At 74.5% G+C, this 15412-nt stretch carries 11 protein-coding genes; 5 read left to right on the top strand and 6 right to left on the bottom strand.

Going from position 1 to position 15412, the window contains the following annotated elements; genetic code table 11:
* Positions 1 to 49: 49 nt before the first annotated feature.
* The 4 genes from LQ327_RS30640 to LQ327_RS30625 all read right to left on the bottom strand — a co-directional run bounded on the left by LQ327_RS30640 (position 50) and on the right by LQ327_RS30625 (position 4499).
* Complete coding sequence (locus LQ327_RS30640) at positions 50 to 1072, bottom strand: DUF2705 family protein (protein ID WP_230740022.1); 1023 nt, start codon at positions 1070 to 1072, stop codon at positions 50 to 52.
* Entirely contained in the window at positions 1069 to 2136 is a 1068-nt protein-coding gene (locus tag LQ327_RS30635; RefSeq protein ID WP_230740021.1) for an ABC transporter ATP-binding protein, read from the bottom strand. Before LQ327_RS30635 ends, LQ327_RS30640 begins: the two co-directional genes overlap by 4 nt.
* Positions 2133 to 3362 carry a hypothetical protein gene (locus LQ327_RS30630; RefSeq protein ID WP_230740020.1) on the bottom strand — a complete coding sequence of 410 codons (1230 nt, stop codon included), beginning with the start codon at positions 3360 to 3362 and terminating at the stop codon, positions 2133 to 2135. The genes LQ327_RS30635 and LQ327_RS30630 overlap by 4 nt, the downstream gene beginning before the upstream one ends.
* A gap of 102 nt (positions 3363 to 3464) precedes the next feature.
* The gene (locus LQ327_RS30625; protein ID WP_230740019.1) at positions 3465 to 4499 is read right to left on the bottom strand and encodes a TerC family protein; all 1035 of its coding nucleotides are present in this window, start codon (positions 4497 to 4499) and stop codon (positions 3465 to 3467) included.
* A gap of 280 nt (positions 4500 to 4779) precedes the next feature.
* Here LQ327_RS30625 and LQ327_RS30620 point away from each other — a divergent pair, with 280 nt between their 5' ends.
* Positions 4780 to 7743 (top strand): alpha/beta fold hydrolase, encoded by a 2964-nt coding sequence (locus tag LQ327_RS30620; RefSeq protein WP_230740223.1) that lies wholly within the window; start codon positions 4780 to 4782, stop codon positions 7741 to 7743.
* Positions 7740 to 8606 carry an ABC transporter permease gene (locus LQ327_RS30615; protein WP_230740018.1) on the top strand — a complete coding sequence of 289 codons (867 nt, stop codon included), beginning with the start codon at positions 7740 to 7742 and terminating at the stop codon, positions 8604 to 8606. Before LQ327_RS30620 ends, LQ327_RS30615 begins: the two co-directional genes overlap by 4 nt.
* 41 nt (positions 8607 to 8647) lie before the next feature.
* On the opposite strand, the gene LQ327_RS30610 is transcribed toward LQ327_RS30615, so the two are convergent.
* Positions 8648 to 9793 carry a citrate synthase gene (locus tag LQ327_RS30610; protein ID WP_230740015.1) on the bottom strand — a complete coding sequence of 382 codons (1146 nt, stop codon included), beginning with the start codon at positions 9791 to 9793 and terminating at the stop codon, positions 8648 to 8650.
* Between the two features lie 54 nt (positions 9794 to 9847).
* Here LQ327_RS30610 and LQ327_RS30605 point away from each other — a divergent pair, with 54 nt between their 5' ends.
* The 3 genes from LQ327_RS30605 (at position 9848) to glmS (ending at position 13351) form a co-directional block, all read left to right on the top strand.
* Positions 9848 to 11011: a citrate/2-methylcitrate synthase gene (locus LQ327_RS30605; protein WP_230740013.1), complete on the top strand. Its 1164-nt coding sequence runs from the start codon at positions 9848 to 9850 to the stop codon at positions 11009 to 11011.
* A 243-nt stretch (positions 11012 to 11254) separates the two neighbouring features.
* Positions 11255 to 11512: a hypothetical protein gene (locus LQ327_RS30600; RefSeq protein ID WP_230740011.1), complete on the top strand. Its 258-nt coding sequence runs from the start codon at positions 11255 to 11257 to the stop codon at positions 11510 to 11512.
* A 24-nt stretch (positions 11513 to 11536) separates the two neighbouring features.
* The gene (glmS, locus tag LQ327_RS30595) at positions 11537 to 13351 is read left to right on the top strand and encodes a glutamine--fructose-6-phosphate transaminase (isomerizing) (RefSeq protein WP_230740009.1); all 1815 of its coding nucleotides are present in this window, start codon (positions 11537 to 11539) and stop codon (positions 13349 to 13351) included.
* Positions 13352 to 13413: 62 nt separating this feature from the next.
* Here glmS and LQ327_RS30590 read toward each other — a convergent pair whose 3' ends face one another.
* Positions 13414 to 15372 carry an AAA family ATPase gene (locus tag LQ327_RS30590; RefSeq protein WP_230740007.1) on the bottom strand — a complete coding sequence of 653 codons (1959 nt, stop codon included), beginning with the start codon at positions 15370 to 15372 and terminating at the stop codon, positions 13414 to 13416.
* Positions 15373 to 15412: the final 40 nt, after the last annotated feature.

The following is a 15412-nucleotide window of genomic DNA, read 5'->3' as shown; positions in this document are numbered from 1 at the left end:
CCGGTCACGTGGTGGTGGGCCGATCACCGCCGAACGTACCGACGCCGGGCTAGGCAGCCACGTCCTTCGTCGTGAAGTTCGCCCACGACGCGACCATGAGGACCAGCACGTAGGCCAGCTGGACGAGTACTCCCGACCGGATGTCGCGCAGGAAGATCGGGTCGCGGAAGAAGTCGATCCAGGCGAGCCAGTAGCGGGTCGGCAGGTACGGGGTGACCGACGCGGCCGCGTCGAGCGTGACCAGCACCTGCGAGGTGATCAGCGCGGCGAGCGCCCCGAGCGTGGCTCCCAGTGCCGATGCCGTGGCCGTCGACAGGAAGAACGCGATCGCCCCGACGCCGAGCATGGAGATCGTGATGTACCCCATCGCGCCGAGCAGTCGCAGCGCGAGATCGCCCGGCGACAGCGGCGCCCCGGACAGCGAGGAGACGGAGTCGGCAGCCCGGTCGCGGGCCTCGGTCGGGTCGAGGCCCGTGCTCGTGCCGGTGCCCGGGGTGCCCGCCGCGGGTGGCGACGCGCCGGGCGCCGCCGGGGCGGCCGCCGCAGGGCCGTTCGCGGTACCGCCCGAGCTCGAAGAACCCGAACTCGACGACGACCCGCCCCCACCCGGCCCGCCGATCTGCGGGATCGCGTTCACGACGGCGATCGGGTCGCCCGCGCCGAAGAGCGTCACCCCGACGACGTACGACGAGCCGGCGACCGCGGCGACCGTGACCACCACGAACACGATCACCGAGACGAGCTTGGCGCCCAGCAGCGCGGTGCGCCGGACCGGGCGTACCAGCAGGTAGCGCAGCGTCCCCGCCGTCGACTCCCCCGCCACCGCGTCCCCGGCCACGACGGCGACCGCCACGGGCAGGAAGATCGGCAGCACCAGCGCGAGCGCCGCGGCGGGGTAGAGCGACCCGGACTCGAGCACCGCCGAGAGGAACGCCGCGCCCTGCCCGGGCGGCGGCGTGATCCGGGTCGAGGCCAGGAACGCCGCGACGATCGCCGGCAGCAGGCACAGCAGCCCGATCGTCACCCAGGTCCGCGGGCGCCGGAAGAGCTTGCGCAGTTCGACGACGATCACCAGGGGTTCCTCCCGGTTCCGTCGCTGCCCGCCGCGCGGTCGTCGCCGGGTCCGGTCAGGTCGACGACGACGTCCTCGAGGCTGACCCGCTCGGGCTCGAGCGCGTCGAGGCGGACCTCGTGGGCGATCAGGTGGCGCGCCAGCCCGTGCGAGCCGTCGCCGTCGGGAGGGGCGACGACGATCCCGCCGGACTCGGTGCGGTCGACCACGGCCCGGCCGAGCACGCCGAGCGCCCGGTCGACGTCGGGGGTGACGACGATGATCCGGCCGGTCGTGCGCCGCACCGAGTCCATCGGCTCCTCGAGCACCAGCTTCCCGTGGTCCACGACGCCGACCCGCGTGCACAGCGCCTCGATCTCGGCGAGCAGGTGGCTGGAGAGGAAGACCGTGGTGCCCTCCTCGTTGAGCTCGATGAGCAGCTCGCGGATCTCCCGGATGCCGTGCGGGTCGAGGCCGTTGGTGGGTTCGTCGAGGACGAGCAGGTCCGGGGTGGTCAGCAGCGCCCCGGCCAGGCCGAGGCGCTGGCGCATGCCCAGCGAGTACGTGCGGACCGGGCGCCGGTCGATGCGGGCGAGCCCGACCCGCTCGAGGGCCTCCTCCACCCGGCGCTTGCGCCCGGAACGGCCGCCGGGGCCGGAGGCGTCGAGCAGGTCGAGGTTGGCGCGCCCGGAGAGGTGGCCGTAGGCGGCCGGGCCCTCGACCATCGCGCCGATCGACGGCAGCACCTCGTGGACCTGGCTCGGGACCTCCCGGCCGAGCACCCGGATCTCCCCGCGGGTGGCGTAGACGAGCCCGAGCAGCATCCGCACCAGGGTCGTCTTGCCCGAGCCGTTGGGGCCGAGGAAGCCGTAGCGGTCGCCCTGCGCGACGTGGAGGTCGACGTCGTCGACGGCGGTCCGCGACCCGTACCGCTTGGTCAGGCCGTGGGTCTCGATGACCAGCGGGGCCTCGATCGCCGCGGGACCGGGCAGCGCGAGGGCCTGCCGGGCGCGCCGCCGCTGCGCGGGGAGCGGGTCCTCCGCCGTCGTCGGCCGGCTGTCCTGGGCCTCGCGGTTGGCGCTCACGTGGCACTCCCGGCGACGTCCGAGACGGCGCGGTCGAGGACGGCGTCGGGCACCAGACCGCCGATGGCCCAGGCGCGGTCGCCGACCCGGACGACGGCCAGCTGCAGCAGCGACGAGGACAGCGCGCCGGCCTGGGTGCTGGCCGTCTGACCGCGGGCCGTCGGCTGCTGGTCGACGGCGATCGTGCGGGCCGCCGAGCCCCCGCGACTGATGTTCGAGAGGAGCGATGTCGCGAGATCGGACGGCAGCGGCACCACGACCAGCTGGGACAGCGACGTCCCGTACTTCCCGATCGCGCTGAACCGGCGCTCCGGCGGCTCGCGGTCGACGCCGTCCACCCGGCCGGGCACCGCGGCGGGGCTGCCGCGGCCCAGGATGCCGAAGAGATCCGAGGTGGGACTGCGGGTGGTGCCCGCGCCGGGGCCGGCGTGGGGCTGGAGAACCGCGGGATCCGGCGAGGACTGGTCGAGGTCGAGCATCGTGCTCACGACGACGGGTCCGTCCGCCAGCCGGCCGGCGGTGTCCTTGGTCCGGACCTCGACTCCCACCGGCAGCCCGCTGACCGGGTCGGCCCACACGTCGACGGCGCCCACGGTGGTGCGCGGATCGGCGACGGTGACCCGGAACCCGGCGGCGTCCACCCCGGCGAGGCGGCGGGCGGGCAGCGGGGACACGGCGTCGTCCGGCGCGGTCCCGGAGAGCAGTCGGCGCGCGAGCTCCGGTGGGGGCAGGTCGTCGGGACGGGGCAGCCGCACCACCGGGTCGCGGCGCACGAGGGTGAGCAGCTGGGCGCCGTAGTCCCAGACGGCCTGGCCGTTCGGTGTCGTGTAGCGGCTGCGCTCGCCGGTCGGGTAGAGCTGGTCGACCCGGGACTCGTCCGGGGCCGCGTACCAGACCCGCAGGCGGGAGGTGCCCGAGAGCAGGGTCGTGACGTCGGAGAACTGGGAGACGTCGGGGAGGTTGAGCCCGCCGGAGGCCTCGGCATAGCCGCTCCACGGGACGTCCGACGAGGCGGTGACCCGGTCACGCAGCTGGGCCGGGGACAGCGTCGTCGCCGGGCTCACCGGCCAGGACGAGATCACGACGGGGATCGCGACGACCAGCGCGAGCACGCCCACGGCGACCGCCCAGCGCCGGCGCCGCACGGCCGCGATCGGTGGGGGCCCGCCGGGGGACGTCGATCCGGCCGGCCCGCCGTCGCGGAGCCGGTCGAGAAGTGCTGTCACCCGCGCTCCCGTTCGGTGCCGTGCTGGGCCCGCCTGCCCACGCGCTCCCCCGTCGAGAGTGCCAGCGTCGAGGCGGGGGCGCCGTGAGTACGCGCGGTCGGCTCAGACGGCGGCGCGCTCGCGCAGCCGTGTGCGCAGCAGGCTCGCGACGGTGGTGACGGCGAGCACACCGACGATGACGCCGAGAGAGACCTCGATGCCGATCAGCGGGACCGGGACGGGGCGACCGCCGTTGACGAACGGCAGCGTGTTCGTGTGCAGGGCCTCGAGCACCAGCTTGATCCCGATGAAGAGGAGGATCAGGCCGAGGCCCCACTTGAGATAGACCAGGCGGGCGAGCAGCCCGTCGAGCAGGAAGTACAGCTGGCGCAGCCCGAGCAGGGCGAACGCGTTGGCCGTGAAGACGATGTAGGCGTCCTTGGTGAGGCCGAAGATCGCGGGGATGGAGTCGAGCGCGAAGAGCAGGTCGGTCAGCCCGATCGCGATCATCACCATGAGCATCGGGGTGACCCAGCGCTTCCCGTGCTCGACGACGGTCAGCCGACCCTCGCGGTAGGAGTCGGTGACCGGCAGGACCCGGCGGACGGACCGGACGAGGAGATTCTCCCGGTACTCAGCATCGTCGTCCTCACCCCGGCACACGCGGTACGCGGTGATCACGAGGAACGCGCCGAACAGGTAGAAGACCCACGAGAAGCGGGAGAGCACCGCGGCGCCGGCGACGATGAACCCGCCGCGCATGACCAGCGCGATGAGGATGCCGACCAGCAGCACCCGGTGCTGGTACGCCTTCGGCACCGCGAACGTCGTCATGATCAGCAAGAAGACGAAGAGGTTGTCCACCGAGAGCGAGTACTCGGTGACGTAGCCCGCGATGAAGGAGGTCGCGGCGTGCTGCCCGCCGAACACCACCAGACCGGCGGCGAAGAACACCGCGAGCCCGACGTAGATCGCCACGCCCCGCGCGGCGGCGGCCATCGTGACCTCACGCGCCCGCCGGCCCGCCCACAGGTCGACCGCGAAGATCACGATCAGGCCGCCGATCGTCGCTGCCCAGACCCAGAACGGCTCGCCGCCGGGGGGCGGGAGCGACGGCGTGATCGCGGGTTCGGGTAGGGGTGGCGCTGCGGGGAGCACGAGGCGCACTTCTCCTCCGGTGGGTGTCACTGATCCACACCGGAGGTCTCTCCCGTCGCCGCGGACCCGGGGTCGGGCCGCGGCGCTGGGCGCCCCGGACATCTTTCCGCTGTCGTGCTGACGAGGCGCCCGCAGGCCGTCTGGGGATACTCCCCTCCTGCGCACAGCATGGCACGGAGTCCTCAGGGGTTCACTCGGGGTGTCCCATCCCACGCACAGGGTGCTGAGGGATGCGCTCCGCACGCCGAGCACACCAGCCGCACCTAGGGTTTCGCGGGTGATGCGCCCTCGTGGCTCCCGCACCCTCGCGGCCGCCGTCGTGCTGCCCCTGGTGGCGCTGCTGGTGACGCTCGCGGCGCCGGTGGCCGTCGCCCAGGACGCCGGGGCGCCGGGGTCGCCCCGGGAGCAGGCGCTGCGCATCGACGTCCGCGACGGGCCGGGACGCACCGAGGCGCAGTCGCTCGACGCCACCCTCTACCTGCCCGCGAGGACGCCCGCGCCCGCGGTGCTGCTCGCGCACGGCTTCGGGCAGACCAAGGACTCGGTCGCGGGTGAGGCGCGGTCGCTCGCGGCCCGCGGGTACGTGGTGCTCGCCTGGTCGGCGCGGGGCTTCGGCGCGAGCACCGGGCAGATCGCGCTGAACAACCCCGACGACGAGGTCGCCGACGCCTCGCAGCTCGTGGACTGGCTCGCGAAGCGGCCCGAGGTCCGGCTCGACGGCCCGGGCGATCCCCGGGTCGGGGTCACCGGCGGCTCGTACGGCGGTGCGCTGTCGCTGCTGCTCGCCGCGTACGACCCTCGCGTCGACGCCACGGTCCCGCTGATCACCTGGAACGACCTCGGGCAGGCGCTGTTCCCGAATGACGGCGCCGCGACCACCCCGGCCGCCGGCACCCCCGCCGTCGGGGCGGACGGCGCCGACGGGGTGTTCAAGCAGTCCTGGGCGTCGCTGTTCTTCGGCATCGGCCAGCGCTCCCCCGGGCAGGCGACCCCAGACGTGTGCGGCCGGTTCACCCCCGAGGTGTGCGCGGGCTACGTCGACGCGGTCCGGACCGGGCGCGAGCCGCCGGCGTTGGCCGCGTACCTCGCCCGCTCCTCCCCCGCCTCGGTGGCCTCGCGCATCAAGGCCCCGACGCTGCTCGTCCAGGGCGAGAACGACACCCTGTTCGGCCTCGACCAGGCCGACGCGACGGCTCGGCAGATCGCCGGCGGGGGCGGCACCGTCGCCGTCGCCTGGTACAACGGCGGGCACGACGGCGGGTCCCCGGACGACCGCACGAACGCCCGGATCGCCGGGTGGCTCGACCACTACCTGCAGGGCACCGGGTCCACCCCACCGACGGACTTCACCTACGTCGTGCCCTCCGGCGTGCGCAGCCGCTCCACCCCGACGCAGCGGGTGGTCACGGCGCCGTCCTACCCGGGCCTGGCGGGGACCGCTCCCGTCGCCCGGCAGGACCTGGCGCTGTCCGGGGCGGCGCAGACCGTGGTCGCGCCGGCCGGTGGTGTCCCGGGGTCGATCTCCACCGTGCCGGGGCTGACGGCAGCGCTGGCCGGCGGTGCGTCCGGGTCGTCGGGCTCCGGCGGCGGTGGAGGCTCCGGAGGTGGTGGTTCCGGCGGCTCGGGCGGTGGCTCCGGGGGCGCAGGTGCCCTGCTGGGGCGCCTGGCCTCCGACCTCCCGGGTCAGGCGGCGACGTTCAGCACCGCGCCGCTGCCGGACCGCACGGTGATCTCCGGGTCGTCCCAGGTACGGGTGACGGTGGCGGGAGCGCCCTCCACCGCGACCCCGGGGGTGACGAACCCGGTGACCAGCCCGGTGCTCTTCGGCAAGGTCTACGACGTGGGGCCCGCGGCCGACGGGGCCGCCCCGACCCGCACGCTGCTGGGTTCCGCGGTCGCCCCGGTGCGCCTGCCCGCCCTCCCGGCCGACGGCGCCGCCGTCCCGGTCACGGTGACGCTGCCCGCCGTCGTCGCGACCGTGGCGGCGGGGCACCACCTGGAGGTGGCGCTCGCGACCACCGACCAGGGCTTCGCCTCCTCGCCCGACCCGGCCGTCTACCGCATCGACCTCGACCGCTCCGTGCCCGTGGCGCTCTCCGTCCCGAGCGTGCCCGGCAGCGAGGCGAGCGGGACGAGCGTGCCGCTCGGACCCGTCGTCGCCGTGGGGATCCTGCTCGCGGGCGTGGTGACCGCGGTGATCGTCGGGCGGGTGGTGGCCGCGCGCCGCCGTCGTCGGGACCTCGAACCCGGCGGGGACCTCGCCGTCGACCCGGACCTCGTCGAGGTCCCGCTGGTGGTTCGCGGGGTCGCGAAGACCTTCCGCAACGGGTTCGTGGCGGTGCGGGACGTCGGGTTCCGCGTCGAGCGGGGGCAGGTCCTCGGGCTGCTCGGGCCCAACGGCGCGGGGAAGACGACGACGCTGCGCATGCTGATGGGCCTCATCCGTCCCACGGCGGGCGAGCTGCGGGTCTTCGGGGTGCGGGTGGTCCCGGGCGCGCCGGTGCTCGGGCGGCTGGGGTCGTTCGTCGAGGGCCCGGGCTTCCTGCCGCACCTGTCCGGGCGGTCCAACCTCGAGCTCTACTGGGCCGCGACCGGCCGGCCGCTGCCCGAGGCCCGGATGGAGGAGGCGCTGGCGATCGCCGGGCTGGGCACCGCGATCGACCGGACCGTGAAGACCTACTCGCAGGGCATGCGCCAGCGCCTCGCGATCGCGCAGGCGATGCTGGGGCTGCCCGACCTGCTCGTGCTCGACGAACCCACCAACGGCCTCGACCCGCCCCAGATCCACGCGATGCGCGAGGTGCTGCGCAGCTACGCGGCGGGGCGGACCGCGGACGGGTCGGTGCTCGGCGACGGTCGGCTCCGCACCGTCCTGGTGTCGAGCCACCTGCTCGCGGAGGTCGAGCAGACCTGCAGCCACGTCGTCGTCATGCACCTCGGCGAGGTCGTGGCCTCCGGCGAGGTCGCCGAGCTGGTCGCCGGCGGGCAGCTGGGGATCACCGTCCCCGCGGCCGAGCGGGACCGCGCCGTCGCGCTCGTCGCCGCCGGCGAGCACGCGGCGGAGGCGGACCGGGACCGCGACGACGTGGTGGTCGTCGACGTGGGCCGTGACGCCGGGCCGAGCGAGCGGGCGGCGGTGGTGAAGGTGCTCGTGGACGCCGGGATCGACGTGCTCGGGGTGGGGCCGCGGCGCCGGCTCGAGGACGCCTTCCTGGCACTGATCGGCGAGGAGGGCCCGTCGTGAGCTCGGACGTCTCGGACCACCGGCTGGGGCCCCGGCTGGCGTCGCCGGGGGCGACGCTGCCGGTGCGGATCGAACTGCTGCGCCAGCTGCGGCGCCGTCGCACCCAGATCACGCTGGGGCTCGCCGTCGTGCTGCCGGTGGTGCTGTGGATCGCCTTCTCGGTCGGCAACTCCTCGCCGCCCGGGGCGGCCGGGGTGTCGCTGACCGACCTCGCGCAGACCTCCGGGCCGAACTTCACCGTCTTCGCGCTGTTCTCCTCGGCGAGCTTCCTGTTCGTGGTGGTCGTGGCGCTCTTCTTCGGCGACACCGTGGCGAGCGAGGCGTCGTGGTCGTCGCTGCGCTACCTGCTGGCGATCCCGGTCCCACGCGTGCGGCTGCTGCGCCAGAAGGTGATCGTCGCGGGGATCCTGTCGGCGTCGGTGCTCGTGCTGCTGCCGGTGATCGCCCTCGCGCTGGGGACGCTGGTCTACGGCGACGGCGCCTACTCCTCGCCGACCGGTGAGACGCTGACCTACGGCGCCGCGGTGCTGCGGATCGTGCTCGCCGTCGTCTACCTGGCGCTGAACCTGGCGTGGGTGGCGGGCGTCGCGACGCTGCTCTCGGTGGCCACGGACGCGCCGCTCGGGGCGGTCGGCGGCGCGGTGATGGTCTCGATCCTGTCGCAGATCCTGGACACCATCGACGCGCTCGGCTCGATCCGCGACGCGTTGCCCACCCACTACGCGTTCGCGTGGTCGGACCTGTTCGCGATGGACGTCGACGCCGGCGACGTGGTCCGCGGAGTGCTCTCCGGCCTGGTGTGGGCGACGGCGTTCGGGGCGACGGCGGTGTGGTGGTTCCGGCGCAAGGACATCACCAGCTGACGCATGTGAATACTTCTGGTCGCTCTGGCGACCACAAGTATTCACATGGGCCTCCGGCCCACATAGGCGCCCTCGACCCGGAACCGCAGCCCCGGCTCGGCGTACTGCTCCAGCGCGTGCGCGATCCACCCGACGGTGCGCGCCACCGCGAAGATCGCCTCGCCGGCCTCCGGTCGCATCCCGTGCACGTGCTGCACGGCCGCGAGCGCCAGGTCGACGTTCGGGAACACGCCCGGCCGGTCCGCCACCGCCGCCGCGAGCCGGTCCACGAGCGCGGCCGCCTCGGTCCCGGGGATGAGATCGAGCAGCACCGCGGCCCGGGGATCGCGCTGCCGGTAGATCGAGTGCCCGAACCCGGGCAGCCGCTCGCCCGCGCGGAGTCGCTCGGCCACCGCGGCCTCCGGGTCGTCCAGGGCCTCGGCCAGGAACCGGAACGCCGCCGTGCTCGCAGTGCCGTGCACCGGACCGTCCAACGCCCCCAGACCGGCCGAGACCACCGCGTACGGATGCGCCCGCGCGCTCGCCGCCACCCGGGCGGCCATCGTGGAGGCGGCCAACCCGTGGTCGGCCAGCAGGACGAGCGCCGTGCGCAGCACCTCGGGCGGCTCCGGCGTGGTCGGGTCGGTGGCGAGCGCCGGCCACAGCCCGCCCTCCCCCAGCGCGCCGACCATGCCCCGCCGGCACCGCATGCCCGTCGCGACGACGGCCGTGGGCTCGAGGTCGAACCGCCACGGGTCCAGTGCGGCCAGCGTGGCGACGGCGACCCGCAGTCGGTCCGTCGACCGCGGCCGCCCCGGCATCCGGGAGACCAAGTCCCGGACCGGCCCGACGACGTCGTCCGCGTCCGGCTCCGGGAGATCCGCGTCGAGGTCGCCGAGCCAGAGCAGCGCCGCGACGCGCTCCGGGGTCTCGGTCCGGGCGAGGTCCGTGGCCCGTAGCCCGCGGAAGAAGTACTCGTCGTCCTCGAGCAGCGTCAGCCGCGTCGTGATCGTCTCGGCGACCCCGGTGGGTCGGCGGGTGGCGCCGCGGCGGGTGGCGAGGGCGTCCACCTCGGCGGCGTCGAACGTGCTGGCCCGCCCGCCCGTGCCGCGGGTGGAGCTGAGCAGGCCGCGGCTGACGTACGCGTAGAGCGTGTCCGGTTTGACGCCGAGCCGCGCCGCCGCCTCGGCCGTGGTCAGGGGCGTCACGAGGTTGACTCTATCAAGATTGACTGGCTTGATCGGCGAGCGGATCGTCGAGTCATGACCACGATGGAGAGCGTCCCCGCCGGACTCCGCGGGGTGGCCGTCAGCGACACCGCGATCGGCGACGTGCGCGGCGCCGAGGGCTTCTACCACTACCGGGGCCGCTCGGCGGTCGAGCTCGCGCGGACGAGGACGTTCGACGACGCCGCGGCGCTGGTGCTCGACGGCGAGCTTCCCGACAGGGATCCAGGACAGCACGCCGATAGGGACGGCCTCGCGCGGTTCCGTGCCGAGCTCGCCGAGCGGCGGGAGCTGCCCGACGCCGTGCGCGCCGTGCTCCCGACGCTCGCCACGGCCGGGCGGGACTTCCAGCCGTTGGCCGGGCTGCGCGCGGCCCTGTCCACCCTGGGCGCGGCCGACGGGTTCTCGCCGACGTGGGGGGCGGCCCCACGGGATCGGCGGGCCGACGCGTTGCGCGTCGTCGCGACCACCCCGACGATCCTCGCCGCGCTGTACCGGCTGCGTCGCGGCCTCGAGCCCGTCGCCCCGCGCGACGACCTGCACGGCGGCGCCGCCTGGCTGTACCTGCTCGACGGCACCGAGCCCGACCCGCGGGCCGCCGCCGCCGTCGAGCGCTATCTCGTCGCGACGATCGACCACGGGTTCAACGCGTCGACGTTCACCGCGCGGGTCGCGGCGTCGGCGGCCACGGACGTGGCCTCCGCGGTCGTCGCCGCGCTCGGGACGTTCGCCGGCCCGCTGCACGGCGGCGCTCCGGACCGCGCGCTCGAGGCGGTGGACGAGATCGGCTCGCCCGAGCGGGTCGAGCCGTACGTCCGCGCCAAGCTCGAGACCGGCGACCGGATCATGGGCTTCGGCCATGCGGTCTACCGCACCGCCGATCCGCGGGCGGTGATGCTGCGAGAGGTCGCCCGCGAGCTGGCCGACCGGCCGGGCGGGGAGATCGTCGCGCTGGCCGAGACCGTCCAGGAACGGACCGAGGCGCTGCTCGCCGAGTACCGGCCGGGCCGCGACCTGCGGGCGAACGTGGAGTTCTGGGCCGGCGTGGTGATGCAGCTCGCCGGGGTGCCGCGAGAGATGTTCACGCCGACGTTCGCGGTGAGCCGGGTCGTGGGGTGGTGCGCCCATGTGCTCGAGCAGGCGGAGTCGTCGACGATCATCCGGCCGTCGGCGCGCTACGTGGGCCCGTCGCCGGCCTGAGCGTCCGGCCGGTTCCGAGCGAAGGGCACCTTCGGGCGATAGAACGGTCCGTGGGCGCCCGTCGCCGGAATGCGTCCCGCCCGCCGTTGTGAGCGGAGGGCCCCTTCAGTCGACTAGATCGACCGAAGGGGCCCTTCGCTCAGAACGCACTGGAACTCCTCCCAGCAGACGATCAGCCGATTCCTGCCCGCATTCGGGCAGGAAAGTGGCGCGCGCGCCGCTGTTCCGGGCAGGCTCGTCGTCATGGACCCGGAGCTCGTGCGCCATGTCGCCGAGTCGACGGGACTTCCCGGGCCGGTCGCCGCACGCGTGGTGGCCGACGTCGTCGCGTACTTCTCGGAGACCACCGAGGAATACGTGCGCCGCCGTCACCGGGAGCTGCAGGCGCGCGAGAAGCGCAACGCGGAGATCTGGACCGTGATCGCCGACGAGCTCACCCGGCGACCCGTCGCATCCGGATCCCTGTCCGAGCGGCGCCTGCGACGCATCGTCTACGGCTGAGAGGCCAGGGGGAGGAGCACGCGTATGTGCGGCATCGTGGGGTACGTCGGCACCCGACCGGCATCGAAGATCCTGGTCGAGGGGCTCGCCCGCCTGGAGTACCGCGGGTACGACTCGGCCGGGCTCGCCGTCGCCCACCGGAAGGCACTGAAGACGACGAAGGCGGTCGGGCGGGTCGACGACCTGCGCGCCGCGGTGGGTGACGAGCCCAGCCCCGGCAAGGTCGGGATCGCCCACACCCGCTGGGCCACCCACGGCGAGCCGAGCGAGCGCAACGCGCACCCACACATCGATGCCGCCGGCCGGATCGCGGTGGTCCACAACGGCATCGTCGAGAACGCCGAGGACCTGCGCGCGAAGCTGGTCGCCGACGGCGTGACCTTCGCGAGCGACACCGACACCGAGGTCCTCCCTCACCTCATCGCGAAGGCGGCCGCCGACGACGAGTCCCGCAGCCTCGAGGACGCCGTCCACGAGGCCCTGCGCGGGGTCGAGGGGACCTACGGCCTCGTCGTCCTCGACGCGAAGCGCCCCGACGAGCTCGTCGTCGCCCGCAACGGCAGCCCGATCGTGCTGGGGCTCGGCGACGGCGAGATGTTCGTGGCCTCCGACGTCGCGGCCCTCGTCCGGCACACCCGCCAGGTCGTGTTCCTCGCCGACGGCGAGCTCGCCACCGTCACCGCCGCCGGCTACGAGGGGTCCCGGCTCGGCCCGCCGACCACGGTCGACGTCGATGACGACGACTACGACCTCGACGGCCATGTCGACTTCCTCTCCAAGGAGATCCACGAGCAGCCGGCGGCGCTGCGTCGCGTCCTCGCCGGGCGGCTCGACACCCGGTTCGCGACGGCGAGGCTCGACGGCCTGCGGCTCGACCCCCGCGAGCTGCGCGGGATCCGCCGCGTCACGTTCCTCGGCTGCGGGTCGGCGCTCTACGCCGGGCAGATGGGCGCTGCTCTCGTCGAGGAGCTCGCGCGCGTCCCGGCCGACGCCGAACAGGCCAGCGAGTTCCGCTACCGGAACCCGATGGTCGACCCCGACACCCTCTACGTCGCGGTCAGCCAGTCCGGCGAGACCATCGACACCCTGGCCGCCGTCGAGGAGCTGCAGCGCAAGGGCGGGCGGGTCGTCGGGTGCGTCAACGTGATCGGCTCGGCGATCGCCCGCCAGTGCGGGGCGGGCATGTTCCTGCACGCCGGTCCCGAGGTGAGCGTCGCCTCGACGAAGGCGTTCAGCTCGATGACGACGTCGTTCGCGCTGCTCGCGCTGCTGCTCGGCCGGGTGCGCGACCTCTCGGCGGCGCACGGGACGCGGCTGGTGGACGGGCTGCGGCGACTGCCCGACGCCGTCGAGCACACCCTGGCCGGGGAGCCGGAGGTGGCGGCGGTCGCGCGGAAGTACGCGCACGCGAAGTCGATGTTCTACCTCGGGCGGGTGCGGGGATCGGCGGTCGCGCGGGAGGGCGCGCAGAAGCTCAAGGAGATCTCCTACGTGCACGCCGAGGCCTACCCCGCCTCGGAGCTCAAGCACGGCCCGCTGGCGCTGGTCGACGCGGCGATGCCGTGCGTGGTGGTCGTGCCCGACGACGAGGTGGTCGCCAAGAACGTCTCGACGATCGAGCAGGTCAAGGCCCGCGGCGGTCCGGTGATCGCGGTGACGAACGCCGACCTGCCCGACGGGCTCGCCGACGCCGTCCTGCGGGTCCCGCGTCTGGAACCCGAGCTCGACCCGATCCTGCTCGGCATCCCGCTGCAGCTGCTCGCGTACCACTGCGCCGCCGAGCTCGGTCGCGACATCGACAAGCCGCGCAACCTGGCGAAGTCGGTGACGGTCGAATAGGTGCGCTCCGCGCCTGTGAGCAGTAATCCGTGCCCGGGCACGGATTACTGCTCACGAGCGCGTCAGCGCACCTCGAACGTCAGCCCCGCCCCGGACGTGTCCACCACGATCTCCGCCCCGGACGGCGCCGCCCCGGCCACGATCCGCCGCGCGATCGGGCGTTCCACCTCGCGGGCGACCACCTGACGCAGCCCGCGGGCCCCGGCCTTGCGATCGGCCCGGCCGGCCAGCAGCGCGAGCGCCTCCGGCGTCACCCGCAGCGTCACGTCCTGCGCCGCCAGCCGCTCGCGGGTGCCGCCCAACTGCAGCGAGACCACCTCCGCGAGCAACGCGTCGGACAGCGGCCGGAACAGCACGACGTCGTCGACCCGCCCCAGCAGCTCCGGGCGCAGCGAGCGCCGCAGCACCGTCATCACCGGCTCACGCGCCGCCTCGACGTCCTCCCCCGCCACCGCCAGCTCCGCCGCGGCCAGGTTCGACGTCATGATCACGACGGTGTCGGTGAACGACGCCGTCCGGCCGTGCGTGTCGGTGAGCCGGCCGGCGTCGAGGATTCCCAGCAGCACGGCGACGACGTCCGGATGCGCCTTCTCGATCTCGTCGAACAGCACCACCGACGACGGCCGGCGCCGCACCGCCTCGGTGAGCTCGCCCGGCCGGTCGTGCCCGACGTACCCGGGGGGCGCGCCGGTCAGCCGCGAGACGGTGTGCTTCTCGGCGAACTCGGCCATGTCGAACCGCACCAGCGCGTCCCCGGACCCGTGCAACGACGCCGCCAGCGCCCGCGCCAGCTCGGTCTTCCCGACACCGGTCGGACCGACGAACAGCAGCGACGCGATCGGTTTCGAGGGATCCGCCAGGCCCGCCCGCCCGGCCAGCACCGCGTCGGTGACCGTGTCGACCGCCGGATCCTGTCCGACCACCCTCGACCTCAGCCTCGCGTCGAGATCGAGCAGCCGGGTGCGCTCATCGTCGGTGAGGTCGGCGACCGGCAGGCCGGTGGTGTCCGCGACGACCTGCGCGACGTCGGCCGAGGTGACCGTCGGGGTGCCGGGCGTGCCGTCCTCCGAGGCCCGGGTGCGGACGCGCGCGGCGGCGCGGTCGAGCGCGTCGAGCGCCTTGTCGGGCAGCCGCCGCTCGTGGACGTGCTTCGTCGTCAGGTCGACGGCGGTCCGCCGGGTCGCGGGCGGCACGACGACCCGGTGGTGGGCCTCGTAGCGCCCGACGATCCCGTCCAGGACCGCGAGGGCCTGCTCCGGCGTCGGCTCCTCGACGGTGATCGTCGCGAGCCGGCGGGCCAGCGCGGCGTCCGGCTCGACGTGGCGGCGGTACTCGGCCGTCGTCGTCGCCCCGATCAGGCGCAGCGCGCCGCGTGCCAGCCCCGGCTTGAGCATCGACGCCGCGTCCATCGGGCTGTCGTGGCCCGCGCCCGCTCCGACGATCAGGTGCAGCTCGTCGACGAACAGCACCACGTCCGGGTGCGCGGCCTCCGCCAGCACCGCGGTCAACCGCTCCTCGAACTCGCCGCGGTACTTCGTCCCGGCGACCATCCCCCCCAGGTCGACCGCCACGATCCGCACTCCCCGCAGCACCTCGGGCACCCGCTCCTCGACGATCCGCGTCGCGATCCCCTCGACGATCGCGGTCTTCCCGACCCCGGGCTCCCCCAGCAGCACCGGGTTGTTCTTGCTCCGCCGGGCCAGCACCTCCACGACCTGCGCGATCTCGGTGTCCCGCCCGACGACGGGGTCGAGCCGGCCGGCCCGCGCGTCGGCGGTGAGGTCGTGACCGTGCCGGTCGAGGGCCGGGGTGCGCCGCGGCGGGTGGCCGGTTCCCGAGGTCCGGTTCGGCTCGTCGGGTCCCGACGACGGCGGGTCGCGGCGGTCCCGCTCGGCGTCGGGATCCCCGAAGAGCACGCCGAGGTCGAGGTCGACGAGGCGGCCGACGAGGTCGTCGAACAGCGAGCCGCCGGGCTCCGAACCGTCGGGACCGGAGCGGGCGCCGTCGGGGGTGTCGGGCAACGGGTCCTCCTCGCCGGCAGGGTGACCGCTCCAGAGTGCC

Origin of the sequence: Actinomycetospora endophytica, from assembly GCF_021026375.1 — a bacterium.
Classification (GTDB): domain Bacteria; phylum Actinomycetota; class Actinomycetes; order Mycobacteriales; family Pseudonocardiaceae; genus Actinomycetospora; species Actinomycetospora endophytica.
Note: the sequence above shows the minus strand (reverse complement) of the source record. Positions and strands in the feature narration are given on the sequence as shown.